General features: G+C 72.1%; 26 protein-coding genes and 1 riboswitch. Of the genes, 7 read left to right on the top strand and 19 right to left on the bottom strand.

Annotated features, from left to right (window positions below; all coding sequences use genetic code 11):
• Nucleotides 1-83 precede the first annotated feature (83 nt).
• The 7 genes from SNE206_RS01590 to pyrR all read right to left on the bottom strand — a co-directional run bounded on the left by SNE206_RS01590 (nt 84) and on the right by pyrR (nt 9221).
• Nucleotides 84-1181, bottom strand: a complete 1098-nt coding sequence (locus tag SNE206_RS01590) for a quinone-dependent dihydroorotate dehydrogenase (protein WP_407911479.1) — start codon at nt 1179-1181, stop codon at nt 84-86.
• A gap of 71 nt (nt 1182-1252) precedes the next feature.
• Nucleotides 1253-4561, bottom strand: a complete 3309-nt coding sequence (carB, locus tag SNE206_RS01585; RefSeq protein ID WP_407911478.1) for a carbamoyl-phosphate synthase large subunit — start codon at nt 4559-4561, stop codon at nt 1253-1255.
• 3 nt (nt 4562-4564) lie between these two features.
• Nucleotides 4565-5743, bottom strand: coding sequence for a glutamine-hydrolyzing carbamoyl-phosphate synthase small subunit (gene carA / locus SNE206_RS01580; RefSeq protein ID WP_407911477.1), 1179 nt, complete (start codon nt 5741-5743; stop codon nt 4565-4567).
• Nucleotides 5740-6327 (bottom strand): hypothetical protein, encoded by a 588-nt coding sequence (locus SNE206_RS01575; RefSeq protein ID WP_407911476.1) that lies wholly within the window; start codon nt 6325-6327, stop codon nt 5740-5742. Before SNE206_RS01575 ends, carA begins: the two co-directional genes overlap by 4 nt.
• The gene (locus SNE206_RS01570; RefSeq protein WP_407911475.1) at nt 6324-7628 is read right to left on the bottom strand and encodes a dihydroorotase; all 1305 of its coding nucleotides are present in this window, start codon (nt 7626-7628) and stop codon (nt 6324-6326) included. The genes SNE206_RS01575 and SNE206_RS01570 overlap by 4 nt, the downstream gene beginning before the upstream one ends.
• Nucleotides 7625-8602: an aspartate carbamoyltransferase catalytic subunit gene (locus SNE206_RS01565; RefSeq protein ID WP_405010366.1), complete on the bottom strand. Its 978-nt coding sequence runs from the start codon at nt 8600-8602 to the stop codon at nt 7625-7627. The genes SNE206_RS01570 and SNE206_RS01565 overlap by 4 nt, the downstream gene beginning before the upstream one ends.
• Nucleotides 8603-8606: 4 nt before the next feature.
• Nucleotides 8607-9221: a bifunctional pyr operon transcriptional regulator/uracil phosphoribosyltransferase PyrR gene (pyrR, locus tag SNE206_RS01560; protein WP_407911474.1), complete on the bottom strand. Its 615-nt coding sequence runs from the start codon at nt 9219-9221 to the stop codon at nt 8607-8609.
• Nucleotides 9222-9582: 361 nt separating this feature from the next.
• On the opposite strand from pyrR, the gene SNE206_RS01555 reads away from it, so the two are divergent.
• Nucleotides 9583-10086, top strand: a complete 504-nt coding sequence (locus SNE206_RS01555; RefSeq protein ID WP_014134541.1) for a transcriptional regulator — start codon at nt 9583-9585, stop codon at nt 10084-10086.
• An 81-nt stretch (nt 10087-10167) separates the two neighbouring features.
• Here the strand turns inward: SNE206_RS01555 and SNE206_RS01550 are convergent, their stop codons facing one another.
• The 6 genes from SNE206_RS01550 to SNE206_RS01525 form a co-directional block, all read right to left on the bottom strand.
• Nucleotides 10168-11031 carry a hypothetical protein gene (locus tag SNE206_RS01550; protein ID WP_407911473.1) on the bottom strand — a complete coding sequence of 288 codons (864 nt, stop codon included), beginning with the start codon at nt 11029-11031 and terminating at the stop codon, nt 10168-10170.
• Nucleotides 11032-11366: 335 nt separating this feature from the next.
• A complete protein-coding gene (locus SNE206_RS01545; protein ID WP_407911472.1) occupies nt 11367-12254 on the bottom strand; it encodes a thioesterase family protein in 888 nt (295 codons plus the stop codon).
• A gap of 118 nt (nt 12255-12372) precedes the next feature.
• Complete coding sequence (gene nusB / locus SNE206_RS01540; RefSeq protein ID WP_407911471.1) at nt 12373-12813, bottom strand: transcription antitermination factor NusB; 441 nt, start codon at nt 12811-12813, stop codon at nt 12373-12375.
• Between the two features lie 2 nt (nt 12814-12815).
• Complete coding sequence (gene efp, locus SNE206_RS01535) at nt 12816-13379, bottom strand: elongation factor P (protein WP_407911470.1); 564 nt, start codon at nt 13377-13379, stop codon at nt 12816-12818.
• A gap of 67 nt (nt 13380-13446) precedes the next feature.
• Nucleotides 13447-14553, bottom strand: a complete 1107-nt coding sequence (locus SNE206_RS01530; RefSeq protein ID WP_407911469.1) for a M24 family metallopeptidase — start codon at nt 14551-14553, stop codon at nt 13447-13449.
• A gap of 132 nt (nt 14554-14685) precedes the next feature.
• Nucleotides 14686-15261, bottom strand: coding sequence for an XRE family transcriptional regulator (locus tag SNE206_RS01525; RefSeq protein WP_407911468.1), 576 nt, complete (start codon nt 15259-15261; stop codon nt 14686-14688).
• A 95-nt stretch (nt 15262-15356) separates the two neighbouring features.
• On the opposite strand from SNE206_RS01525, the gene SNE206_RS01520 reads away from it, so the two are divergent.
• Nucleotides 15357-16205, top strand: coding sequence for an EamA family transporter (locus tag SNE206_RS01520; RefSeq protein WP_407911612.1), 849 nt, complete (start codon nt 15357-15359; stop codon nt 16203-16205).
• A 101-nt stretch (nt 16206-16306) separates the two neighbouring features.
• Here the strand turns inward: SNE206_RS01520 and SNE206_RS01515 are convergent, their stop codons facing one another.
• A complete protein-coding gene (locus SNE206_RS01515; RefSeq protein WP_407911467.1) occupies nt 16307-17422 on the bottom strand; it encodes a HoxN/HupN/NixA family nickel/cobalt transporter in 1116 nt (371 codons plus the stop codon).
• 31 nt (nt 17423-17453) lie between these two features.
• Nucleotides 17454-17661: riboswitch (cobalamin riboswitch) on the bottom strand.
• Nucleotides 17662-17744: 83 nt separating this feature from the next.
• On the opposite strand from SNE206_RS01515, the gene SNE206_RS01510 reads away from it, so the two are divergent.
• Both SNE206_RS01510 and SNE206_RS01505 read left to right on the top strand, forming a co-directional pair.
• Complete coding sequence (locus SNE206_RS01510) at nt 17745-18107, top strand: ArsR/SmtB family transcription factor (RefSeq protein ID WP_407911466.1); 363 nt, start codon at nt 17745-17747, stop codon at nt 18105-18107.
• Nucleotides 18108-18264: 157 nt separating this feature from the next.
• Nucleotides 18265-19311, top strand: a complete 1047-nt coding sequence (locus tag SNE206_RS01505; protein ID WP_407911465.1) for a phosphatidylinositol-specific phospholipase C domain-containing protein — start codon at nt 18265-18267, stop codon at nt 19309-19311.
• A 243-nt stretch (nt 19312-19554) separates the two neighbouring features.
• On the opposite strand, the gene SNE206_RS01500 is transcribed toward SNE206_RS01505, so the two are convergent.
• Complete coding sequence (locus SNE206_RS01500; RefSeq protein WP_407911464.1) at nt 19555-20061, bottom strand: hypothetical protein; 507 nt, start codon at nt 20059-20061, stop codon at nt 19555-19557.
• A complete protein-coding gene (locus tag SNE206_RS01495; RefSeq protein WP_407911463.1) occupies nt 20058-20564 on the bottom strand; it encodes an RNA polymerase sigma factor in 507 nt (168 codons plus the stop codon). Before SNE206_RS01495 ends, SNE206_RS01500 begins: the two co-directional genes overlap by 4 nt.
• Before the next feature lie 148 nt (nt 20565-20712).
• Between SNE206_RS01495 and SNE206_RS01490 the strand changes: the two genes are divergently transcribed.
• The gene (locus tag SNE206_RS01490; RefSeq protein ID WP_407911462.1) at nt 20713-21234 is read left to right on the top strand and encodes a DUF3995 domain-containing protein; all 522 of its coding nucleotides are present in this window, start codon (nt 20713-20715) and stop codon (nt 21232-21234) included.
• Here SNE206_RS01490 and SNE206_RS01485 read toward each other — a convergent pair whose 3' ends face one another.
• Nucleotides 21235-22041, bottom strand: coding sequence for an Fpg/Nei family DNA glycosylase (locus tag SNE206_RS01485; protein ID WP_407911461.1), 807 nt, complete (start codon nt 22039-22041; stop codon nt 21235-21237). It lies immediately after the preceding gene.
• Between the two features lie 5 nt (nt 22042-22046).
• The gene (locus SNE206_RS01480; RefSeq protein WP_407911460.1) at nt 22047-22688 is read right to left on the bottom strand and encodes a CGNR zinc finger domain-containing protein; all 642 of its coding nucleotides are present in this window, start codon (nt 22686-22688) and stop codon (nt 22047-22049) included.
• Between the two features lie 108 nt (nt 22689-22796).
• On the opposite strand from SNE206_RS01480, the gene SNE206_RS01475 reads away from it, so the two are divergent.
• Both SNE206_RS01475 and SNE206_RS01470 read left to right on the top strand, forming a co-directional pair.
• A complete protein-coding gene (locus SNE206_RS01475; RefSeq protein WP_407911459.1) occupies nt 22797-23534 on the top strand; it encodes a metallophosphoesterase in 738 nt (245 codons plus the stop codon).
• On the top strand, nt 23531-24136 hold the full coding sequence (locus SNE206_RS01470) for a LysE family translocator (RefSeq protein ID WP_407911458.1): 606 nt from the start codon (nt 23531-23533) through the stop codon (nt 24134-24136). The genes SNE206_RS01475 and SNE206_RS01470 overlap by 4 nt, the downstream gene beginning before the upstream one ends.
• Nucleotides 24137-24489: 353 nt before the next feature.
• Here the strand turns inward: SNE206_RS01470 and SNE206_RS01465 are convergent, their stop codons facing one another.
• Nucleotides 24490-25470: an AAA family ATPase gene (locus SNE206_RS01465; protein WP_407911457.1), complete on the bottom strand. Its 981-nt coding sequence runs from the start codon at nt 25468-25470 to the stop codon at nt 24490-24492.
• Nucleotides 25471-25537: the final 67 nt, after the last annotated feature.

The raw sequence follows: 25537 nt of genomic DNA, 5'->3' as shown, positions 1-25537 counted from the left end.
GGCCGCGCCCCGGGGCGCGGCCGCCCGGTGTGCAACGGGCCGGTCGGGGTCCGGGTCACGGCGGTGCCCGGACGGCCTGCGGGTCAGCGCGCGGCGGAGCCCACGGCGTCGGCGATGCTCCTGTGGCCGCCGGCCCGCAGCCGGGCCGCCAGGCCCTTGTGCACCCGGCGCATCCAGAACGGCCCCTCGTAGATGAAGGCGCTGTAGCCCTGCACCAGGTCGGCGCCGTGCACGATGCGCTGCCAGGCGTCCTCGGCGGTCTCGATGCCGCCGACCGACACGATCGTCAGCCGGCCCTCGGTCCGGGCGCGCAGCCGCTGCAGGACCGCCAGGGAGCGCGCCTTGAGCGGGGCGCCGGAGAGGCCGCCCATGCCGATCTCCCCGACCCGGGCGGCGTCGGTGGCCAGGCCCTCGCGGCCGATGGTGGTGTTGGTGGCGATGATGCCGTCGAGGCCCAGGGTGAGGGCCATGTCGGCGATCTCGTCGATGTCCTCGTCGGCGAGGTCGGGTGCGATCTTCACCAGGAGCGGCACGTGGTGCGAGGTGACCTCGTCGGCGGCCTTGCGGACGTCCCACAGCAGCGGGCCGAGGATCTGCACCGCCTGGAGGTTGCGCAGGCCCGGGGTGTTCGGCGAGGAGACGTTGACGACGAGGTAGTCGGCGTGCGGGGCGAGCCGCCGGGTCGACTTCAGGTAGTCCTCGGTGGCGTCGGCCTCCTCCACGACCTTGGTCTTGCCGATGTTGATGCCGACGACCGGGGTGGAACCGGTGCGCACCCGGCCGGCGAGGCGGGCCGCGACCCGGGCGGAGCCCTGGTTGTTGAAGCCCATCCGGTTGATCAGGGCGCGGTCCTCGACGAGCCGGAACAGCCGCGGCTGCGGGTTGCCCGGCTGCGGCTCACCGGTGATCGTGCCGATCTCGACGAAGTCGAAGCCGATCATCGCCAGGCCGTCGATGCCGATGCCGTTCTTGTCGAAGCCCGCGCCGAGCCCGAACGGCCCCGGCAGGTCGAGCCCGAGCGCCGTCGTCCGCAGCGCCGGGTCGCGCGGGGCCAGGACACGCCGCACGAGCTGTCGCAGACCGGGCACGGAGGCGGCCAGCCGGATCCAGAAGAAGCCCAGGTGGTGGGCCTTCTCCGGGTCCATCTTCTTGAAGACCAGGTCGAACAGGAGCTTGTACACGGCGGGGTGCGCCCTTTCCTGAGCATGGCCGTGGGGGGCACCCGTCGTACGGTGCCCCCCACGGGATCGGACTACTTGCGGCCGGCGTTGATCTGGGCCGCGTGCTCCTGCAGCGACCGCACGCCGACCTCGCCGCGCAGCAGCGCGTCGATGCCCTGCACGGCCGCACCCATCGCCTGGACGGTGGTCAGGCACGGCACCCCGCGCGAGACGGCGGCGGTGCGGATCTCGTAACCGTCGAGGCGGCCGCCGGTGCCGTACGGGGTGTTGATGATCAGGTCGACGGCGCCCTCGTGGATCAGCTGGACGATCGTCTGCTCGCCGTTCGGGCCCTCGCCCTCGCTGTGCTTGCGCACGACGGTGGCGGGGATGCCGCCGCGCTGCAGCACCTCGGCGGTGCCCGCGGTGGCGAGCAGCTCGAAGCCGAGCTCGGCGAGCGCGCGGGCCGGGAAGACCAGGTTGCGCTTGTCGCGGTTGGCCACCGAGACGAAGACCTTGCCCTTGGTGGGCAGGGCGCCGTAGGCCCCGGTCTGCGACTTGGCGTACGCCGTGCCGAAGACCGTGTCGATGCCCATCACCTCGCCGGTGGAGCGCATCTCCGGGCCGAGCACGGTGTCGACGCCGCGGCCGTGCACGTCGCGGAAGCGCGACCACGGCATGACGGCCTCCTTGACGGAGATCGGCGCGTCGGCGGGCAGGGTGCCGCCGTCGCCCTCGGCCGGGAGCATGCCCTCGCGGCGCAGCTCGGCGACGGTCGCGCCGAGCGAGATCCGGGCGGCGGCCTTGGCCAGCGGCACGGCCGTCGCCTTGGAGGTGAAGGGCACCGTGCGGGAGGCGCGCGGGTTGGCCTCCAGCACGTAGAGGATGTCGCCGGCCATCGCGAACTGGATGTTGATCAGGCCGCGCACGCCGACGCCCTTGGCGATCGCCTCGGTGGAGGCGCGCAGCCGCTTGACGTCGGAGTTGCCGAGGGTGATCGGCGGCAGGGCGCAGGCGGAGTCGCCGGAGTGGATGCCGGCCTCCTCGATGTGCTCCATGACGCCGCCGAGGTAGAGCTCGGTGCCGTCGTAGAGCGCGTCGACGTCGATCTCCACCGCGTCGTCGAGGAAGCGGTCGATGAGCACGGGGTGCTCGGAGATCAGGCCGGCGTGCCGCTCCAGGTAGGAGGCCAGCGAGGGCTCGTCGTAGACGATCTCCATGCCGCGGCCGCCGAGCACGTAGGACGGGCGGGCGAGCACGGGGTAGCCGATCTCGTCGGCGATGGCCTTGGCCTCGTCGAAGGAGAAGGCGGTGCCGTGCTTGGGCGCGGGCAGGCCGGCGTCGCGCAGGACGCGGCCGAAGGCGCCGCGCTCCTCGGCGAGGTCGATCGCCTCGGGCTGGGTGCCGACGATCGGCACGCCGTTGTCCTTGAGCGCCTGGGCGAGGCCGAGCGGGGTCTGGCCGCCGAGCTGCACGATGACGCCGGCGAGCGGGCCCGCCTGCCGCTCGGCGTGCACGATCTCCAGGACGTCCTCCAGGGTGAGCGGCTCGAAGTAGAGCCGGTCGGAGGTGTCGTAGTCGGTGGAGACGGTCTCCGGGTTGCAGTTGACCATGACGGTCTCGTACCCGGCGTCGGCGAGCGCGAAGGAGGCGTGCACGCAGGAGTAGTCGAACTCGATCCCTTGGCCGATGCGGTTCGGGCCCGAGCCGAGGATGATCACGGCGGGCTTGGTCCGCGGTGCGACCTCGCTCTCCTCGTCGTAGGACGAGTAGAAGTACGGAGTCTTGGCGGCGAACTCGGCGGCGCAGGTGTCGACGGTCTTGAAGACCGGACGGATGCCGAGTGCGTGCCGGACCTCACGGACGACGTCCGCCTTGAGGCCGCGGATCTCGCCGACCTGCTGGTCGGAGAAGCCGTGCCGCTTGGCGTGGCGGAGCAGCTCGGGGGTGAGCTTCTCGGCCTCGGCCAGCTCGGCGGCGATCTCGTCGAGCAGGAAGAGCTGGTCGACGAACCACGGGTCGATCCTGGTGGCGTCGAACACCTCCTCGGGGGTGGCGCCCGCGCGGATGGCCTCCATGACGGTGTTGATCCGGCCGTCGGTCGGCACGACGGCCTTCTCCAGCAGCGCGGCCTTGTCGCCGACCGGGCCGGCCCAGGTGAACTGGCTGCCCTTCTTCTCCAGCGAGCGCAGCGCCTTGTTGAGCGCCTCGGGGAAGTTGCGGCCCATGGCCATGGCCTCGCCGACCGACTTCATGGTCGTGGTGAGGGTGGCGTCGGCGGACGGGAACTTCTCGAACGCGAAACGCGGCACCTTCACGACGACGTAGTCGAGCGTCGGCTCGAAGGACGCCGGGGTCTGCTCGGTGATGTCGTTGGGGATCTCGTCCAGCGTGTAGCCGACGGCCAGCTTGGCGGCGATCTTGGCGATCGGGAAGCCGGTGGCCTTCGACGCGAGCGCCGAGGAGCGGGAGACGCGCGGGTTCATCTCGATGACGATGATCCGGCCGTCGTCGGGGTTGACGGCGAACTGGATGTTGCAGCCACCGGTGTCGACGCCGACCTCGCGGATGACGGCGATGCCGATGTCACGCAGGATCTGGTACTCGCGGTCGGTCAGCGTCATCGCCGGGGCGACGGTGATGGAGTCGCCGGTGTGCACGCCCATCGGGTCGAAGTTCTCGATGGAGCAGACGACCACGACGTTGTCGTGCTTGTCGCGCATCAGCTCCAGCTCGTACTCCTTCCAGCCGAGGATGGACTCCTCCAGGAGCACCTCGGTGGTCGGCGAGAGGGTCAGGCCCTGACCGGCGATGCGGCGCAGGTCCTCCTCGTCGTGCGCGAAGCCGGAGCCGGCGCCGCCCATGGTGAAGGACGGGCGCACGACGACCGGGTAGCCGCCGAGGACGTCGACGCCCTTGAGCACGTCGTCCATCGAGTGGCAGATCACCGAGCGGGCGGACTCGCCGTGGCCGATCTTGGCGTGGACGGCCTCGACGACGCCCTTGAAGAGCTGGCGGTCCTCGCCCTTGTTGATCGCCTCGACGTCGGCGCCGATGAGCTCGACGCCGTACTTCTCCAGCGTGCCGTCGGCGTGCAGGGAGATCGCGGTGTTGAGCGCGGTCTGGCCACCGAGGGTGGGCAGCAGCGCGTCGGGGCGCTCCTTGGCGATGATCTTCTCGACGAAGGCCGGGGTGATCGGCTCGACGTACGTGGCGTCGGCGATCTCCGGGTCGGTCATGATCGTGGCCGGGTTGGAGTTGACCAGGATCACGCGCAGGCCCTCGGCCTTGAGCACGCGGCAGGCCTGGGTGCCCGAGTAGTCGAACTCCGCCGCCTGGCCGATCACGATCGGGCCGGACCCGATGACCAGGACGGACTTGATGTCGGTGCGCTTCGGCACGGGTCAGCTCCCTGCGGTGGCGGTGCGGGCCGGGGCGCCGGCCATCAGGTCGACAAAGCGGTCGAAGAGGTACGCGGCGTCGTGCGGGCCGGCGGCCGCCTCCGGGTGGTACTGCACCGAGAAGGCGGGCACGTCCAGCGCCTGCAGGCCCTCGACCACGTCGTCGTTGAGGCAGACGTGGGAGACCTCGACGCGGCCGAACGGGGTCTCGCTGACCGTGTCCAGCGGCGCGTTCACGGCGAAGCCGTGGTTGTGCGCGGTCACCTCGACCTTGCCGGTGGTGCGGTCCTGCACCGGCTGGTTGATGCCGCGGTGGCCGTACTTGAGCTTGTAGGTGCCGAAGCCCAGGGCGCGGCCGAGGATCTGGTTGCCGAAGCAGATGCCGAAGAACGGGGTCTTCCGCTCCAGCACGCCGCGGGCGACCGCCACCTGGTGGTCGGCGGTGGCCGGGTCGCCGGGGCCGTTGGAGAAGAACACGCCGTCCGGGTTCACGGCGTAGACGTCCTCCAGGGTGGAGTTCGCGGGCAGCACGTGCACCTCGATCCCGCGCTCGGCCATCCGCTGCGGGGTCATCGCCTTGATGCCGAGGTCGAGGGCGGCGACGGTGAAGCGCTTCTCACCGACGGCCGGCACCACGTAGGGCTCGGTGGTGGCCACCTCGGCGCACAGGTCGGCGCCCTTCATCTCGGGCGCCTCCAGCACCCGGGCGAGCAGCGCCTGCTCGTCCGCGAGCGCCGGGCCGGAGAAGATGCCGACGCGCATCGCACCGCGCTCGCGCAGGTGGCGGGTGAGCGCGCGGGTGTCGATGCCGCTGATGCCGACGACGCCCTGCGCGACGAGCTCGTCGTCGAGCGAGCGGCGCGAGCGCCAGTTGGACGGCACCCGGGCGGGGTCGCGGACGACGTACCCGGCGACCCAGATCTGCTTGGACTCGTCGTCCTCGTCGTTCCAGCCGGTGTTGCCGATCTGCGGGGCGGTCATCACGACCACCTGGCGGTGGTACGACGGGTCGGTCAGCGTCTCCTGGTAACCGGACATGCCGGTGTTGAAGACCGCCTCGCCGAAGGTCTCGCCGACGGCGCCGTACGCCTGGCCGCGGAACGTCCGGCCGTCCTCCAGGATGAGCACGGCGGGCACTCGCTCCCGCCTGGTGCGAGGCGTGGTGGGGGCAGGTGCGGTCATGGGGCGGCCTCTTCCGTCTTCTTCGTCTTCGTGCGTGTCACAAGAGCCTCGACCGCCTCGACCCAGGCGGTGTGCTCGTCGGGGTGGTCGGCCCGGAACCCGGAGTCCAGGGCGGTGCCCCGGAGGTCCCAGGTCACGACCAGCAGCCCGGAGGGGACGACCTTGCCGGCGATCCCCGAGTCGCGGCGCGCGGCGGTGAGCGCCTCGGCGGGGATCCACAGGTCGGCGTCGCCGGGACGGCGGACCAGCAGGCCCCGCTCGGTGAGCGTCAGCCCCGCGAGGCTGCGCGTGCCGAGGCCGTGGGCCACGACGCGGTCCAGCCAGTTCCCGGCGGTCGTGGAGCCGTGGTAGCGGCCGCTGCTCTCCAGGAGCGCCGTGCCCGGGTCGTCCGGCACGGCGGGCAGCGGCGGCAGGTCGGACTGCAGCGTGCGGCGCCAGTTCCAGCCCTGCCGCATCAGCCAGTACACCAGCGCGATCAGGATCAGCAGGCCGACGGTCCACCCGATGTACCCGGGCCAGTCGGTGACCCTGGCCTTCTCGGTGGCGAGCTGCCCCGCGGCGTACCCGGTGGCGAGCGGCGTCACGCGAGCCCGTCCCGGTCGGCGAGCTCTCCGGCGAGCACCGTGGCCCGGCCGCGCAGGAACGTCGCGTGGACGCGTCCGGGCAGGTCGAGACCGCGGTAGGGGGTGTTGCGGCTGCGGGTGGCGAAGGTGTCGGGATCCACGGCACCACGGTACGCGGGATCGAAGAGCACCAGGTTCGCCGGCTCACCGACCGAGACGGGCCGTCCCTGCCCGGTGAGACGGCCGATCCGCGCCGGGCGGTGCGACATGCGGTCGGCGACGCCCTCCCAGTTCAGCAGGCCCGTGTCGACCATCGTCTGCTGCACGACCGACAGCGCGGTCTCCAGGCCCACCATGCCCATCGCGGCGACGGCCCACTCGCAGTCCTTGTCCTCCGCCGGATGGGGGGCGTGGTCGGTGGCGACGGCGTCGATGGTGCCGTCGGCGAGCGCGGCGCGCAGCGCCTCCACGTCGGCGGCGGTGCGCAGCGGCGGGTTGACCTTGTAGACCGGGTCGTAGCTGCGGACGAGCTCGTCGGTGAGCAGCAGGTGGTGCGGGGTGACCTCGGCGGTGACGTTCCAGCCCTTGGCCTTGGCCCACCGGATGATCTCGACCGAGCCGGCCGTGGAGACGTGGCAGACGTGCAGGCGGGAGCCGACGTGCGCGGCGAGCAGCACGTCGCGGGCGATGATCGACTCCTCGGCGACGGCCGGCCAGCCGCCGAGCCCGAGCTCGCCGGAGACCTGGCCCTCGTTCATCTGGGCGCCCTCGGTGAGGCGCGGCTCCTGGGCGTGCTGGGCGACGACGCCGTCGAAGGCCTTCACGTACTCCAGGGCGCGGCGCATGATCACCGCGTCGTCGACGCACTTGCCGTCGTCGGAGAAGACCCGGACGCCGGCGGCGGAGTCGTGCATGGCGCCGAGCTCGGCGAGCTTCTTGCCCTCCAGCCCCACCGTGACGGCGCCGACCGGCTGCACGTCGCAGTAGCCGGACTCCTGGCCGAGCCGCCAGACCTGCTCGACGACGCCCGCGGTGTCGGCCACCGGGAAGGTGTTCGCCATCGCGTGGACGGTGGTGTAGCCGCCCTTGGCCGCGGCCTGGGTGCCGGTGAGGACGGTCTCGGCGTCCTCCCGGCCGGGCTCGCGCAGGTGGGTGTGCAGGTCGACCAGGCCGGGCAGCGCGATGAGGCCGTGCGCGTCGAGGTCGACGTCCGCCTCGACGGTCAGGTCGTCGCCGATCGCCGCGATGACGCCGTCGGCGATGTGGATGTCCTTGGCGGCGCCGCCCAGGATCTGGGCGTTGCGGATCAGGTAGCTGGTCACAGGGCGGCCTCCGAGGAGTCGGTACGAGGTGCGTCGGCGAGGGTGGCTCCGCCGAGGAGGAGGTAGAGCACGGCCATCCGCACGGAGACGCCGTTGGCGACCTGCTCGACCACGGTGCAGCGCGGCGAGTCGGCGACCTCGGCCGTGATCTCCATCCCGCGGACCATCGGGCCGGGGTGCATGACGATCGCGTGCTCGGGCAGCTGCGCCATCCGGATGCCGTCCATGCCGTACCGGCGCGAGTACTCCCGCTCGGTCGGGAAGAACGCGGCGTTCATCCGCTCGCGCTGCACCCGCAGCATCATCAGCGCGTCCGTCTTCGGCAGCACGGTGTCGAGGTCGTACGACACCTGGCAGGGCCAGTTCTCGATGCCGATCGGGACGAGCGTGGGCGGTGCGACGAACGTGACCTCCGCCCCCAGCGTGGTGAGCAGGTGCACGTTGGAGCGGGCCACCCGGCTGTGCAGGATGTCGCCGACGATGGTGATCCGGCGGCCCGCGAGGTCGCGGCCGAGGCCGGGGTTGAGGTGGCGGCGCATCGTGAAGGCGTCGAGCAGGGCCTGGGTGGGGTGCTCGTGGGTGCCGTCGCCCGCGTTGATGACGCTGCCGTGCAGCCACTCGGAGTCGGCGAGCCGGGCGGGCGCGCCGGAGGCGTGGTGGCGGATGACGACCGCGTCGGCGCCCATGGCCTGCAGGGTCAGCGCGGTGTCCTTGAGGCTCTCGCCCTTGGAGACCGAGGAGCCCTTGGCCGAGAAGTTGATGACGTCGGCGGAGAGCCGCTTCTCCGCGACCTCGAAGGAGGTCTTGGTGCGGGTCGAGTCCTCGAAGAAGAGGTTGACGACGGTGCGGCCGCGCAGGGTGGGGAGCTTCTTGACGGCACGGCCGGAGAGCTGGGCGAGCTCCTCGGCGGTGTCCAGGATCAGCAGGGCGTCGTCGCGGCTCAGGCCGGCGGTGGAGACGAGATGGCGCTTCACGCGGTCACTCCGGGAGGTGCGGGTCGGCGGCGAGGGCCTGGGACGAACGGGCCGCGTAGTCGCGGTCGCCGACCAGGACGGCGTCCCGGCCGTCGGCGTCGGCGAGCTGCACCTGCACGGCCTCGCGCAGCGAGGTGGGCAGGTTCTTCCCCACGTAGTCGGCGCGGATGGGCAGTTCCCGGTGGCCGCGGTCGACCAGGACGGCCAGCTGCACGGCGCGCGGGCGGCCGATGTCGCTGAGCGCGTCGAGTGCGGCGCGGATGGTGCGGCCGGAGAACAGCACGTCGTCGACCAGGATCACCAGCTTGCCGTCGATGCCGGCGGCGGGGATCTCGGTGTGCTCCAGGGCGCGGGCGGGCTTCAGCCGCAGGTCGTCCCGGTACATGGTGATGTCCAGGGTGCCGAGCGGGATGTCGCGCCCGGTGATCTGGGTGAGCCTGGTGTGCAGGCGGCGGGCCAGGTGGACACCGCGGGTGTGGATGCCGAGCAGGACGACGTCCTCCGCGCCCTTGGCGCGTTCCACGATCTCGTGGGCGATCCGGGTGACGACCCGGGCGATGTCGGTGGCGTCCAGCACCTGGTGCGGGGGACGCGGCGTCGAATGCGTGTCTGTGGTCATGCCGAAGCGGACCTCCTTCCCCGCCTCACAGGACGGGTCTTAAAGGATGTCTGGGATTGGCGTCCGGCGCACCGGGGCCGCACCCATGCTACCAGTGCGATCACCGGCCCCCGGGAAGCAGCCGCTCCGCTTGGCGTCGCCGCAGGTCAACCCGCGCGCCGCCGGCCGGGGCGCGCCACGGCCCCGCACTATTCGCACGACTGCCCCATTCGGCTTGACGCGACTACCTCACTCTACGTAACCTCACAGTGAGTTACGGGGCCGACGCCTCACCCACCGGTTCGGGCGAACGGCCCGCGGTCACCACCCGCGCTCTCGTGGCTCTTCACTGCACGCGAAGCAATATTGTCCGGGGAGATCAATGTCCAGCGACTACGCGAAGCAGCTCGGGGCCAAGCTCCGGGCCATCCGCACTCAGCAGGGTCTCTCCCTGCACGGCGTCGAAGAGAAGTCCCAGGGTCGCTGGAAGGCCGTCGTCGTCGGCTCGTACGAGCGCGGCGACCGCGCGGTGACGGTACAGCGCCTCGCCGAGCTCGCCGAGTTCTACGGCGTGCCGGTGCAGGAGCTGCTGCCCGGCGGCACCCCGGGCGGCGCGGCCGAGCCGCCGCCGCGTCTGGTCCTCGACCTGGAGAGACTGACCCAGGTGCCGTCCGAGAAGGCCGGCCCGCTCCAGCGGTACGCGGCGACCATCCAGAGCCAGCGCGGCGACTACAACGGCAAGGTGCTCTCGATCCGCCAGGACGACCTGCGCACCCTGGCCGTGATCTACGACCAGTCACCGTCGATCCTCACCGAGCAGCTCATCAGCTGGGGCGTGCTGAACCCGGACGCGCGCCGCGCCGTCCGCGAGGAGGACGCCGGCTGAGCCGGTCCCAGCAGAAACGTCACGGCGGGGCGCGCAGCGGGTGCTGCGGGCCCCGCCGCGGCGTGTCCCGACCGCCTACGGTCAGCACACCGAGCCCAGGCTGAAACCGGGCTCGGCCGCCACGTCGTCCAGCCGGACGGCCGCCGGGGCGTAGCCCAGGCCGTCGCTCTGCCAGGCCCAGGCCACCTGCCGGTACTCGCCGCAGGCACCCGCCGACCCCTGCGACCCGTGCATCAGCGCCGCACCGGGGAGCTCGCGGTAGAGACCCGCACAGAGCACCGCGCAGACCAGGTCGAGATCCTCGTCGTTGACGCGCACCACGCCGTCCTCCCAGTGCAGGATCCGCGCCTCCGCCTCCAGCCGGCCGCCCGGCGCCTCCACCGCGCACAGGAAGCGGTACGCGCCGAAACCGGCGCCCACCAGCATCCGCCGGAACAGTTCGGACCCTCGCTGGTGGGCGCGCCGCACCCGCGGCGCGACGTCCTCCGCCGGGTCGCCGTTGTCGAGCAGCAGCTCGATGTGGCGCAGCGTCAGGCCGCTCTCGCGGGCCCGCACGAGACGGGGAACGAAATCGCCGGAGAGGTCCTCCCCCTGGTAGGGAAGCAGCTGGGTCTGCAGCGGCGGGTTGACGAGGTAGCGGTCGCGGGCGGCGGGCTCGGCCGGGTCGAGGCGGTGCAGGAGGCAGAAGTCGACGAAGTCCTCGGGGTGGAACATCCGGGCCTGGACGGCACCGTAGGTGCGGCGCGCGTCCGCCAGCAGGACCGCGGTGTCGAGCAGGTAGCTGTCCCAGTCGGCGGCGTCGGCCAGCCGCCACGGGCGGGCCAGCTCGAAGTCCTCGGGGCTGGTCAGGATGCCCGTCACGAACGTCTCCTCGCTGCGCGGACGCCCTGCCGGGGTGTGGGCGGTGCAGCGGGAAGGGCGGGGGGAGCGGCTGTTGCGGGACATCGTGAGCTCCTGCGGGTGGTGCGGTGGGCGGCGGTTCTGCCGCTGCCGGGGTTCATCCCCGCCTCCCCGGGGCGCACACGCACCCGGTGTCACAGCCTTGTAACCGAGCGTCAGCAGTCGCGCGGAAGCGGCACCACCGGAGCCGGTGGTGCCGCAGCGTGACGGTGCGTCAGGGTCGCCGGGCCTCCGCGGAGGCCTGGCACCGGGAGCGGGGGGTTGCTCAGGGGTGGGGCCGTGGCCGGGGCCGAGGCTGGGGTCGGGAGCAGGGCGCGGGAGGCAGGGGCCGGGAGGCAGGGGACGGGGGACGGGGGACGGGGGACGGGGGACGGGCCGTCCTACGCGGGGCGCGGGGCGCGGGCGAGCTGGCGCGACTGGGCGACCAGGCGGCCGGCCTCGTCCCAGATCTCGCAGTCCTCCTCGAAGTACCCGCCGGCCAGATTGCGGGTGGCGTGGCTGACGCGCAGCCAGCCCGGCGCGGGCACGGCCCGCAGGTGCACGGTCAGTTCGATGGTGGGCGCCCAGCCGGGCATGCCGAGGTCGAAGGTGACCGGCGGCAGGGCGTCGGCCACGAGCAGGAGGAGCAGCGGATCGGGCTGGCGGCCGTCGGCGAGCCGGAACCAGCCCTGGATGCGGCCGTTCCTCGAAGGCTGACCGAGGGCCCAGCCCACGGTGGCCGGGTCGAGGCGGAGGTCGAAGCGCTCCAGCAGGGCGGCCTGTTCGATGAGCTGCGGCGGGGCGTGCTCGACACCGATGCACGCATCGGGCACCGGCATCACCGGCGGCTCGGCGCTGGTGGCGACCTCGCCGTCCAGGGTGGTCAGGTCGCCGTAGGTGGCGAGGACGCGCAGCCGCTCCTCACCGTCCTGCACGAGCGAGGCGGTGCCCGTGGTGAGCGTGCGGCCGCGGCGGACCGTCCCGGTGAGCACGGAGGCGGGGCCGGGGCGGGAGGCGGAGAGGTAGTGGCCGGTGATCGAGAGCGGGTGGCGGTGGGCGGCCGCGCCGTTCGCGGCGTCCGCGCTGCGCTCGTTGTCCGTGCCGTTCACGTTGTCCGCGCTGTTCGCGAGCGAGATCGCGTGCCCGGCGACGGCGAGCAGCAGACCGCCGTTGACCCCGCCGCCGATCTGCCAGCCGGCACCGAGCTCGGCCTCGTAGCGGCCGGGCTCGTCGGGATGCGGGGTCAGGGCGATGCCCTGGTCGAACTCGCTGCGTATCGCGGTGGTCATGGGGGGTACGCCCTTCGCCTCAGACACTACTCACGGGTAGCCTACGCCTCCGCCGGACAGCGCGAAGGCCGCCGGACCAAGTGGTCCGACGGCCTTTCACAGCGTTGTGCGGGGCCGCTCAGCTACGACGGATCGACGGCTTGAGCTCCATGAAGCGGGCGAGCAGACCGTTGACGAACGCCGGGGAATCGTCGGTCGAGTACTCCTTGGCGATCTCCACGGCCTCGTCCAGGACGACCGCGTCCGGGACGCTGTCCTCCCAGATCAGCTCGTAGGCACCGATCCGCAGCACGTTGCGGTCCGCGATCGGCATGCGGTCGAGCGTCCAGCCCACGGCGTACGTGGAGATCAACTCGTCGATGCGTCGGGCGTACTCGCTGTAGCCCTCGACCAGCTCCATCGTGTACTCGGCGACCTGCGGGGTGGTGTCACCCGGCTTGGCCTCCCGAGCCCGGCCCACCCACTCGGCGAGCACCCGCTGCGGGGGAACGCCTCGGTGGTCGGCCTCGAACAGGATCTGGAAAGCCCGCGTGCGGGCCTTGGTGCGCGCGTTGGACACGATTACTTGACCCGGCCGAGGTAGCTGCCGTCGCGGGTGTCGACCTTGACCTTCTCGCCGGTGGTGACGAAGAGCGGGACCTGGATCTCGGCGCCGGTCTCCAGGGTGGCCGGCTTGGTGCCGCCGGTCGAGCGGTCACCCTGCAGGCCCGGCTCGGTCTCGGAGATGACCAGCTCGACCGCGGCCGGGAGCTCGACGTACAGCGGGGCGCCGTCGTTCTGCGCCACCAAGGCCTCGAAGCCCTCCAGCAGGTACTTGGCGGAGTCGCCGACGACCGCCGAGCTGACCGGGATCTGGTCGTAGGTGTCCATGTCCATGAAGATGAACGAGTCACCGTCACGGTAGGAGTACTGCATGGTCCGCTTGTCGACGTTGGCCGTCTCGACCTTGATGCCGGCGTTGAAGGTCTTCTCGACGACCTTGCCGGTCAGGACCTCCTTGAGCTTGGTGCGCACGAAGGCCGGGCCCTTGCCGGGCTTCACGTGCTGGAACTCGACGACGGACCACAGCTTGCCGCCGTCCAGCTTGAGGACCATGCCGTTCTTGAGATCGTTCGTGGAAGCCACGGGCGCACTAACTCCTGATATAGCTGTCAAGGAACCAAGGGCCGCATGCTGCACCCGCCGGAGGCGGCTACAGGGCGAGGAGCTCCTTGGTGGTGATGGTGAGCAGCTCCGGCCCGCCCTCTTCAAGGGGGCGCACCACGAGCGTGTCCTCGATCCGGACTCCGCCCCGCCCCGGGAGGTGGACCCCCGGGCCGACGGTGACCGGCACGCGACTGTCCAGTTTACCCATGTCGGCGGGGCCCAGGCGCGGCGCCTCCCGGATCTCCAGACCGATTCCGTGTCCGAGAGGGTGCACCGGGTGCTCGGTGTGCCCCGCGGACTGCAGCACCTCCCGCGCAGCCAGGTCGGGCGCGGACTCGGACACCCCCGGACCGAGCGCCTCCCGGCCCGCCCGCTGCGCCCGGAAGACCAGCCGGTGCAGGTCGACCTGCCAGGACGCCGGGGCGGCCCCGATGACGAACGTCCGCGCGGTCGAGACGCCGTAGCCGCGGTAGCGGGCACCGAGCACGACGGTGAGGAAGTCGCCCTCCTCCACCCGGCGGTCGGTCGGCTGGTGCGACTCCAGGCCTGAGTGGCTGCCGGTGCCGACGGAGACGGGGAACGCGGCACGGTCGGCACCGTGGTCGATCATCCGGCGCTCCAGCTCCATCGCCAGGTGGCGCTCGGTCCGGCCCACGAGGATCGACTCCAGCAGCTCGCTGAGCGCCTGGTCGGCGATCTCCGCAGCGATCCGCAGATCCGCGATCTCGTGCTCGTCCTTGACGACCCGCATGCGTTCGACCGCCGAACCGAGGTCGGCCAGCCGCACACCCCCGGCGACCGCACCGAGCTCGTGGTGGCGGCGCACGGTGAGATCGTGCTCCTCGACCGCGAGGTCCATGACCTTCAGCCGGCCGGCCGCCTCGGCGGCCGCCAGGGCGGTGTCGGTCTCGGAGGGCACGATCAACTGCGCGACATCGGGCCCGAGGAAGTGCTCGCCGGTGTCGTCCGGCGGCAGGCCCTCCGGCAGCGCGAGCAGCGCCCGCTCCCGGGTCAGCAACAGGCTGGCACCGCAGGGCGGGCAGCCGGTGAGGTAGCGGACATTGGCTGCACGGGTGATCAGCACCGCGTCGACCCCCGACGCACTGCAGTGCTCCCTGAGGCGCTCACGCCGGACCGCATACGCATCGGACATGCTCCGAGCGTACGGAGGGCGGCCGGTCGCCGCCCGTCGAGGGGAGTTGCCGCCCCGACGGGAGAAGCCGCTGACCGCCGACCGGGGCCGGGCGGCCGCCTGCCGGTACGGCGTCAGCGTGCGGGCACGGCGTCAGCGTGCGGGTAGCGGTACGGAGACCACGAGGGTGAGGCGGACCGGGACGTCGCCCTCGTTGCGGTAGCCGTGGGCCCAGCCCGCCTCGTAGGAAGCGGTCGAGCCGGCGCGGACGAGGTGGTCACGGCCGTCGAGGGTGAGGGTGAGTTCACCCTCGTCGACCCGCGCGATCTCCACGGTGCCCGCCGGGTGCGGATCGGAACCGTGCGCCTCGCCCGGCATGATGACCCACTCCCACAGTTCCAGCGGGCCGGGCGCCTCGATGCCGTTGAGCAGCACACCACTGCCGCCCTTGGCGCCGGCCCACAGCTGGACGGCCTCGTCGCCGGAGACGATCCGCACCGTCGAGACCTCGTCGTAGTCGAGGAGGCGGGCGATGGACACGCCCAGCGCGTCGGCCAGCCGGACGACCGTGCCCACGCTGGGGTTGGTCCGCCCCTGCTCGATCTGGACGATCATGCCGCGGCTCACCCCCGACCTGGCGGCGAGGGCGTCGAGCGTGTGGCCGCGGTCGTTCCGCAGCCTCTTCAGGTTGCGCGCGAGGGCCTGGGTGACGAGCTCGGGATCAGGCATGCCAGTCCAATAAATTGATTCGTTCAGTTCGTTTTACTGATCTATGCTGCGCGAGCCCACAAAATCCACCCGACTGTACTCCGGAGTCCACTGTGGTGTCCCACCTGCTCGCCCTCTCCGCCAGCGCCCTCTGGGGGATGGCCGACTTCGGCGGCGGCGCGCTGACGAAGCGCATATCCGCCCTGCGGGTCGTCGTCGCCTCCCAAGCGCTCGCGGCAGCCCTGCTGGTGGTCTGCGTGGCGGCCACCGCAGGCTGGACCGAGGCCTCCGCCGGGCTCTGGTACGCAGCCGTCGCGGGCGTCATCGGCCCGTTCGCGATGCTCGCCTTCTACCGCGCCCTCGCACTCGGGCCGATGGGCGTGGTCTCGCCCCTCGCCACCGTCGGGGTGGCGGTCCCCGTCGGTCTCGGGCTGCTGCTCGGCGACCGTCCCGGGACGGGTCAACTGGCCGGGATCGCCGTCGCCGTCCTGGGTATCGCGCTCGCCGGCGGACCCGAGCGACGGGGCGGCGCCGTCGGCGCGCCCGTCCTGCTGCTCACCCTCGGCGCGGCCTTCGGCTTCGGCGCCGTCATGGCCCTCGTCGCCCAGGCCACCGTCGACGGCGGACTGCTCCTCTCGCTCTGCGTGCAGCGGCTGTGCAACGTCGCGGTGGGCGGCGCGGCACTCCTGGCCCTCCCCCGGGCATCCGCGCCCGGCGAAACCGGCGCACTGCGACGGAGCCTGCCCACGCTCACCGCCGTCGGCATCGCGGACGTGGCGGCGAACGCGAGCTACGCGGCGGCCGCCCACAGCGGATCCGTGGCAGTGGCCTCCGTGCTCGCCTCGCTGTACCCCGTGGTCACCGCACTCATGGCGCGTGGCGTTCTGAAGGAGCGGCTGCGCCCGGTGCAGGTGATCGGCGCGGGCCTGGCCGTGGCCGGCACACTGCTGCTGGCTGCGGGCTGACCTGATCGCGGCCGCCCGGACCCCCGCAGGAACGGGACGGCTCTCCGGGCCCGGAGCCCTGCAGCCGGTCGGCGCACCGCACGCTCCCCCGCGCTCCACGATCAGACCGTCGGCCCGGCAGCCCAGCGCTGCTCGACCCTGGCGAACCGCCAGTAGCCGATCGCCGCGGCCCAGACCACCACGAAGAGCCCGACGATCACGAAGCCGACGTTGTCGAGGCTCAGCCCGGCGATCCACCCGGTCAGCGGGTCGCCGAGGTCCAACTTCTCGTGCAGGACCGCCACCAACTCGATGGTGCCGATGACGAACGCCACCGCGATCGACAGGCCCGTGATGGTCAGGTTGTAGAAGACCTTCCGCACCGGGTTGGAGAAGGCCCACTGGTACGCAAAGTTCATGAACGTGCCGTCCAGCGTGTCGAACAGGCTCATGCCGGCGGCGAAGAGCAACGGCAGGCAGACGATCGCGTACCAGGGGAGCCCGGCGGCCGCGCCGGAGCCCGCCATCACCATCAGCGCGACCTCGGTGGCCGTGTCGAAGCCGAGCCCGAGCACCAGGCCGACCGGGAACATCTGCCCGGGCCGGGTGATCGAACGCGTGGCACGGCCGAGCACCCGGTTCATCAGGCCCCGCGACGCGAGTCGGCGCTCCAGCTCGGCCTCGTCGAACGTCCCCGCCCGCATCGCGCGGAAGACCCGCAGGATGCCGAGCAGGGCGACGAGGTTCAACGCGGCGATGAGATAGAGGAAGGCGCCCGACGCGGTGGTGCCGATGGTGCCGAGCACCTGGTGCGTGGTGGAGCCGTCGTCCATCAACGTGCCCGCGAGCTGCGCACCGCCGGCGACCAGGGCCGCCATCAGCACGACCATCGACGAATGTCCCAGCGCGAACCAGAAGCCCACCGAGACGGGCCGACGACCGTCGGCCATGAGCTTGCGGGTGGTGTTGTCGATCACGGCGATGTGGTCGGCGTCGAAGGCGTGCCGCATGCCGAGGGTGTACGCGGTGATGCCGAGGCCCGCACCGAACACCTGCGTGCCGACCTCGTACTTCTCGGGCACCACGAGGAGGAACAGCGTGCCGAACGCCACCACGTGCATCGCCAGGATCACCGCCATCAGGGCGGCGGTACGGACCGTGTCCTCCCGCCGCCAGCGGAATGCCGCAGCAGCGGGGGCTGTCGGCCCGGGGGCCGTACCGGTTTCGGGCAGGGTCATCTGCGGATCACGCTCCAGCACCTCGTGGAAAGTCGTCGTGAGATGCCGTGGCCGGTCTCCTGGCTCACGGGGAGGATCCGACGGTGCCCGTACCCGGCCTTCCCGGGCGCGCCAAGGCGCCCAGTGACACACGTGGGGTACGGATTGACTCCCCGTTCACAGTGGCGAGGGCCGCTCCGGACTGGGACCTCAGAGGTCCGACACCGGTCTTCCCGAACACCACGGCGGCTCCACCGTAGGGGTGACGGCACGACAGCTGCAAGCCTGCACACCTGCGCAGGTGTCGAAGATCACGGCAGGGCGGACTGCGAGAATGCCCGGCATGCACCTCGTCCCCGCGGACCGCGCACACCACCGCACCATCGACGGACACCAGGTCTGCGAAGCCATCGCCGCGATCGGTGACGCCGGCCATGTCCGGGCCTGGGCCGACCGCTTCGCGCTGCTCGCCGATCCCGGCCGCCTCGCCCTCCTGCTCGCCCTGCACCAGACCGGGCCGATGGCCGTCAGCGACCTGGCCGTCGCCTCCGGCATGCGTGACCCCGCCGTGTCGCAGGCGCTGCGGCTCCTGCGGGCCGCGGGCACGGTGGCCGGCGAACGGGACGGACGCATCGTGCGCTACCGGCTCACCGACGCCGTGATCGCGGAGCTCCTCGAACACGGGGTGCTCGGCCGCGCGGACTGAACACGCACATGACCGGCATGTCCTGACGGATGGTCATTGAGCAGATCCCTTCAGCCAAGTTTTCTTGTCATGTCACCTTGAAGCAGTCCTGGTACCCCATGCTTCCGGAGGCGGCTCGTCCGAGCCGCCGCCCTCATGCTCCTGACGAGGAGACACCGTGAAGCTTCGCCGTACCTTCGCCGTCACGCTGCTGGCCGCCGCCACCTGCCTGCTTCCGGCCCAGCAGTCCGGCGCCTCCACCGGCGGCAGCCTGCCGTTCGGCTCGGCCACCGCAGTCGGCATCCACAACACCTACGACACGGCTTCCTTCCCCTTCCTCGCCCAGGGCCTGGACACCGGCACGGGCATGATCGAGCTGGACGTCTGGACGGACACCGTCACCACCGAGTGGAAGGTCAGCCACTCCAACCCGCTCGGCAACGCCAACAACTGTGTGGCGGCGACCAGCGCTGCGCAGCTCTACAGCGGCGGCACCAACAAGAACCTCGAGTACTGCCTCGACGACATCCGCATCTGGCTGGGCGCCCACCCCTCCAGTGGCCCGCTGGTCGTCAAGCTGGAGCTCAAGGGCGGCTTTGCGGGCAACCGCGGCATGGGTGCCGCCCAGCTCGACAGCCTCATAGCCGCCCACCTCGGCAGTGCCGTCTTCCGCCCGGCCGACCTGCTCGCCAAGCCCGGCGGCGGCACCTACGCCACCCTCGACGACGCCGCCAAGGCGGGCAACTGGCCGACGCGCAGCGCGCTGTCCGGTCGCGTACTCGTGGACGTCATCCCCGGCACCGTCGAGGAGGGCAACCCCTTCGACACCCTGCACACCGACGTCGAGTACGCGCGCTACCTGCGGGACCTCGCCGCTGCCGGCAAGGTGGGCCAGGCGCAGGTGTTCCCGGTCGTCCACGGAGCCGCCTCCGGCGACCCGCGCTCCGCATACAGCGAGACCAGCATCCGGCCGTGGTTCGTGGTCTTCGACGGCGACGCGTCCGCCTACGTCGGTGGCATCGACACGTCCTGGTACGACAGCCGCCACTATCTGTTGGTCATGACCGACGCCCACAACGTCGCACCCGCGATCAGCGCCACCAGCCCGACAGCAGAGCAGGCCCGTAGCCGGGTCACCCAGCTCGCCGCCGCGCACGCCAGCATCGTCTCCAGCGACTGGCGGAGCCTGCCCGAGGTACAGGCACTCGTGCTGTCCCGGGGCTGACACAGCAACGCCCCAACCAACAGCCTCCCGGCGCACGGGCAAGGCGCACGGGCAAGGCGCACGGGCCCGCGAGGGCCCGGCTCGGACTCCGCCCGTGCACCGGGAGCCATCGTGATCAGGCGCCGAAAGCCGACCCTCCGTGATCGCGACGCACCGGGCCGGGCTGACCGGGCCGACCGGGCCGCGGAGCGGCAAGGGGCCCGCACCGCCCGCGCCTTGGCAGCCCGGCCAGGATCGTACGCGTCATGGCGCGCCGCCCTCTGGCGGCCGCGCACCCTGGACCAGCGCCTCGAACCGGCTCAGCGACCGCTTGGCCGTCCGCCTGGTCAGTGGCCGCAGCGCGGCACCGAGAACACCCGCGGCCGGTACCCGGAATGCGCCGAGAAAGGCGAACCGGGTGCCGTCCGCCTCCTCGACCGCAGCCATGCCGCCCAACAGGTAGCGGCTCTGCATCAGGCACCATCCGGGCCGCAGCTCGATGTCGAAGCGGGCCCGGAGCCGCGAATGGCCCACGACCACCGCCTCGCCGCCGTCCGGCGAGACGCTGACGGTACGGATGTCGGGCAACCACTGGGGCATGGCGCCGGCCAGGTCGGCCGCCACCGCCCACACGTCCTCCAGGGATGTGGGCAGCAGCGTCTCGTGCACCGCCGCACCCGGCACGGTGGTGGCGAGTACGCGCAGGGCCCGGACGGAGTCGAAATCGGCCACCGGCCAGCCATCGTGGTGCGGACGCGGTTCTGCGTTCATGACTGCCATGCCTTTCGGAAGCCGAGCCGGGCGCGGGAGAGACGGGACTTCACGGTGCCTGCGGCCACACCGAGCAGTTCGGCGGTCTGCCGCTCATCGAGGCCCTCCACGTCACGGAGGACCAGGACGGCGCGGTGCTCCGGGGAGAGCCGACCGAGGACGTCCTGGATGTCAGCCGCCAGGTGCGGATCGCCCGGGGCGGGCAGTTCTGCCAGTTCCGCAGGCTCGCACCGCGCATGGCGGCGGACGTGTCGCACGGCCTCACGTACGGCGATCGCTCTGACCCAGCCGAACAGCGCAGCCGGCTCCTGGAGTTGCGGCAGCTTACGGAACACCGCGATCAGCGCCTCCTGGGTTGCATCGGCGCCGTCGTCGAGCGCGATCGGGCCGCACAGCCTTCGGACGTAGGGGGTGATCAGTTCCAGCAGCCGGCCGAGCGCCAGCCGGTCGCCGCGCTGGGCGGCGAGCACCAGCTCGGCGGTGCAGGCGGGCGATGCTTCCACGGCGGTCTCCTTCCGGTCATGGGAGGAGAGGGCGCGGAAAGCCGGAACGTTCCCCACTCGATCGTGTGACACCGGCCACGGGAACGAATGGCCGAAACGGCGACTCTTCATGCTGTCGGTCCGTCACCTACCGTAGGAGGAGAGCCCCATGAGCGATCGCACGAGCCACGGCACGACCCGGATGGAGGCCTCGTCGGCCGCAGACAGCAGCACCCGGGCGACCCCGCTCGCAAGCCGCAGCGCGCGGCGGCGCACCACCGCCGTCGCCCTGGCCGGCGTCCTCGGAGTCGACGCAGGATGGCACCTCTACTGGGCCACCGGCACCACGTGGCCCGCCCGGGATGCCGAATCCCTGTCGATGGCCGTGCTCAACACCCAGGTGCCGTTCACGCCGGTCGTCGTGCTCCCCCTCGCTGCGGTGCTGGTCGGCGCGGCTCTGCTGCTCCTGGCACGCGGAGGGGCGATCAGGCTGCCGCTCCCGCCGACGGTCCCCAGGCTGGCGACGGCAGCCGTCGCATCCGGGACGACCATACGTGCCGTGGCAGGGCTCATCTGGGCGACCGGCGCCGGCACGGTCGACGGCTCGGCGTTCCGGTTGCTCAACCTGCTGCTGTACACACCGCTCTGCGCTGCCTGTGCCGGCGCCGCATGGTGGCTGGTGAAGGAGTAGTCACCGCTGCTGGCAGGACGGACACCAGAAGAGGTTCCGCGCAGCATGCGACTCGGTACGCACCGGGGTCCTGCAGACCAGGCACGGCATCGCGGTGCGCCGGTAGACGTACACCTCGCCACCGTGGTCGTCGACACGTGGCGGGCGCCCCATGGCCTCCGGGGTGTGCTCGGGGCGGACGGTGTCGATGCGGCCGGCCCCGACGCCGTCCGTCATGAGCGACACCAGGTCGGACCAGATGGCGTCCCACTCCCTGCGGGTGACGTCACGGCCGGCCCGGTGGGGGTTGATGCCGAGGCGGAAGAGCACCTCGGCGCGGTAGACGTTGCCCACGCCGGCGAGCACCTTCTGGTCCATCAGCAGGGCTGCGACGGTGGTGGAACTCCGCGAGATCCGGCGCCAGGCGGCATCGGGGTCGGCGTCGGGGCGCAGCGGATCCGGGCCGAGGCGGTCGTGCACGGCCTTCTTCTCGCCGGGTCCGAGGAGCTCGCAGGTGTTGGGGCCGCGCAAGTCGGCGTATCCCTCGTCGTTGGCCATCCGCAGGCGGACCAGGCCGGTGGGCGCGGGAGCCCGCCCCGTGCCGAAGGTGAAGCCGCCGTAGAGGCCGAGGTGGATGTGCAGCCAGTCCTCACCGAATCCCAGAAAGAGGTGTTTGCCATGGGCCTCGGCCTCGTCGAGGGGCCGCCCGTCGAGCCGCTCGGCACCGTCTGCGAACCGGCCCTGCGGGCTCGCGACCCGGACGGGGCGCCCGCCGAAGGCGCGGTGGTTCTCGCCGGCGAGGCGATGGATGATGTGGCCCTCGGGCACAGGCGTCAGCTCCTCGTAGGGTCTGTGGCGACCTGTTCATCATTCCAGTCGGCACCGACAGCCCCGGCCGCCGACCTGGTCCGCTCGTAATGGCGGGCCACGCGGGCCCGGTTGCTGCAGGACGGCTTGCAGTACTCCTGGCGGCCGTGCCCCTTCACGAAGTACCGGACGCAGCGGGGAGCGGTGCAGGCCCGAAGCTGTTCCCGGTGCGGGCCGGTGAGGAAGTCGACGGTCGCCCTGGCGAGAGCGGCCGTCAGCCGGACGAGCGGATCCGCGTCGGCGCCCAGGGGACGCGCCGAAGGGTCACCGTCGGCAGGCCAGTCGAGCAGGTCGGCAACCGGGTGCCGGGCGGCCGCCCGGTTGATGCGGGCCAGGGCCTCGGCGTCCGGAAGCAGACGGTGAGCGTCGGCGGGGCTCGGCGGAGCGGGACGGACGGCCCGCGCGAACAGTGCGCGGACGGCGGCCCGCAGCGCCAGGACCTCGTCGAGGGCCGCCCGGTCGGCGGTGAAGCCGTCGGCCACCGTGGGTTCGCACCGCTCCGCGACCCAGACGGACAACTCCTGCGGGGTCGTCAGGTCGTCTGCCACTCCGCCGTGCCCGTCGTGACGAATCGTGCCGGCGAACTCAAGGGCGAGCAGATGCTCCACGCCGACCGCCTCCTCCCCGTATCCGGTCCGGGCTCTTGATCACCCGGTCCAACACAGTCTACCTTTCTAACGTCAAAACCGGTTACATCCATTAGGACAGGCCGTGCCATGCCTCTGCTCGCACACATCAGCGATCTCCACCTCGACGGCAGCGACCGCACCGCGGAACGCGCCACCCGCGTGATGGATCACCTTCGCGCGCTGCCCACCCCCGTCGACGCCCTCCTGGTCACCGGGGACATCGCCGACCATGGCAGCGTCGCCGAGTACGAGGAGGCCGCGCGGATCCTGGCGGCCCCCTTCCCGGTACTCACCTGTCCCGGCAACCACGACGCGCGCGCCGCCTACCGCAAGGCCCTGCTCGGAGAACCGCCCACGGACGGCCCGATCAACAGCTTCCACCTGCTCGACGGACTCGCCGTCCTCATGTGCGACGCCACCGTTCCGGGGCGGGACGAAGGCCTTCTCGACGACGAGACCCTGCACTGGATCGCCGACCGCCTGACCGACCTGCCGGACGGCACGCATGCGCTCATCGCCTTTCATCAGCCACCGGTCGCCGTGCACCACCCGCTGCCGGACGCGAGCCGCCTGCAGCAGAGCGAGCGCCTCGACGAACTGCTGCAGAACCACCCCGAGGTGATCGCCGTCCTCACCGGCCACGCCCACACCGCGGCAGCCTCGGCCTTCGCCGGCCGTCCGCTCGTGGTGGCGCCGGCAACCACCTGGACACTGCAACTGCCCTGGCAGGGAACGGAGCTGATCGACCGGAGCCAGCCGCCCGGTCTCGCCTTCCACGTCGTCGAGAACGGTGCGCTCACCACGCACTTCCGCGTCGTGCCGTGACCACCTCCGTCATCGGCTTCCTGGCCGCCGTCCTTCCCCTGGTGGCCACGCCCGGAGCCAGCCTGGCCCTGCTCGTGCGGCACGTCACGGTCGGCGGGCGGCGGCGGGCGGCCGACGTGATGCTCGGCACGGCGGGCGGCCTCGTCGTCCACGCCTCCCTCGCAGTCGCCGGCCTCTCGGCCGTCGTGATGCACTCCGCCGAGGCCTTCACCGCCGTCCGGCTGGCCGGGGCCCTCTACCTGGTGGGGCTCGGCCTGTGGTGCCTCCGCTCCGGCCACCGCCGCACAAGGCCTGCTCCCCCGCACCGGATGGGCCGGAGCGCCTACGGACAGGCGTTCCTGGGCAACGTCCTGAACCCGAAGGCGGCCTCGATCTACCTGACCGTCCTTCCCCAGTTCATCGACCCGCACCGATCGGTCGTCCCACAGATCGCGATCCTCGCCGGAGCCCACGCGGTCCTGGTCACGGGCTGGCTCGCGGTCTGGACGGCCCTGCTGGGCCCGGCTTCCCGAGCTCTCCGGGCCGCCGGGGCACGAGCCGCCCTCAACCGTGTCACCGGGCTGATCCTGATCGGTCTGGGCGTCCGCGCAGCAGCAGCCTGACACCGCCGATACGACCCGCACGCCCCTCCCACCGGCCGCCCGGGAAGCAGCCCGCACAAGGCCGAGCGCACCGAACACCAACCCCACGGCACCAGCCACTCAGCACCAGTCCCTCGACACCGGGCGCGATCCGGGCGAACGTACCGAACAACCGCAGGGCACGGGCCATGGCCATGGTCACGGTCACCGCGTGTCCCACCAGCGGCAGTACGGCCTGGCCACTCCACCCGACGGCGGCCGGCGAACACCGGGTGACGGACACCCGGCTCGCGAACACCGGGTGACGGACACCCGGCCCATCACGGCCCGCGGGGTCGATCTGCGTGATCCGATGGACGGACCGGGCCGGGCTGCTACTGGCGCCCGGCGAGACGGGACATGATCGCCCGGTCGAGAGCGGCGGCGGTGGCGTCGACATCGAGTTGGGAGTTGTCGATGATCGGCAGTCCGGATGTCCGCCACCCGGCCATCCGGCCGTGGATGCGGGCGACCTCTTCGTCGCTGAGACGGCGGTTGCCGCTGCGCCGGGCGTTGCGGGCGAGCACCGAGTCGAGCCCGGGCAGCAGGACGACGGGGATCATGCCGGGGCCGATGTGGCGCTTCCAGCCGCCGAGGCCGATGGCGGGCCGGTCGGGGAAGACGGCGTCGTCGATGATGCAGGAGATGCCGTTGGCAAGGTAGTTGCGGCACGCGAATCCGCAGGTGCGGCGAGCGAGCCGGTACTGTGCCTCGGAGGCGTTGTTCCAGCCGGACTGCGGGTTGGCGAATCCGGACTGCACCCATTCACGGACGTCGTCGAGGCTGATGTGGGCGGTCGGCATGGGCTGCCTCTCGGCCCAGTGGCGGGCGACCGTGGTCTTTCCCGCACCCGCCGGGCCGATCAACAGCACGGCTATCGGCCCGCTCGGCATCTGCTGCTGCGGAGGGTGCGCCGGCAACTGGACGGGCGCTCCGGCCGGCAGGACGAAGTGGCCGGTGGCACCGGGCGGCACCGCCATCGCGTGCTGACCGGGCTGGCCGCCCTGACCAGCGGGATGGACGGGATGGGCGGGTCGGCCGGGCTGGCCCGGTCGCGGCGACGTACCGGGCACACCGGGCACACCAGGAACGCCAGGTCCACCCGGCGCACCGGCCGGACCCGGCCGGGCCGGCGGCGAGCCCGGCATCGTCGGCTGCGGCCCCGGCGCAGCGGGCTGCGGGTGCGGCTGCCTGGAGGGGGGCTGCGGGTAGGGGGGCTGCTGCACGCCGCCGGGCCGCATCGGGTGCGGCGGCGCGGCGGGACGGGGCGGCAGGGGTCGCGGAGGCACCGGTCCTCCCCCTGTGTACTGCGACATCGCCACCTCCCGACCGGGACACTACACGCAGGCCCGGTGGCGGGCACAGTCCGCCACCGGGCCTGGT

It is taken from the genome of Kitasatospora sp. NE20-6 (genome assembly GCF_045862635.1).
This window is presented reverse-complemented; position numbering and strand designations above follow the sequence as displayed.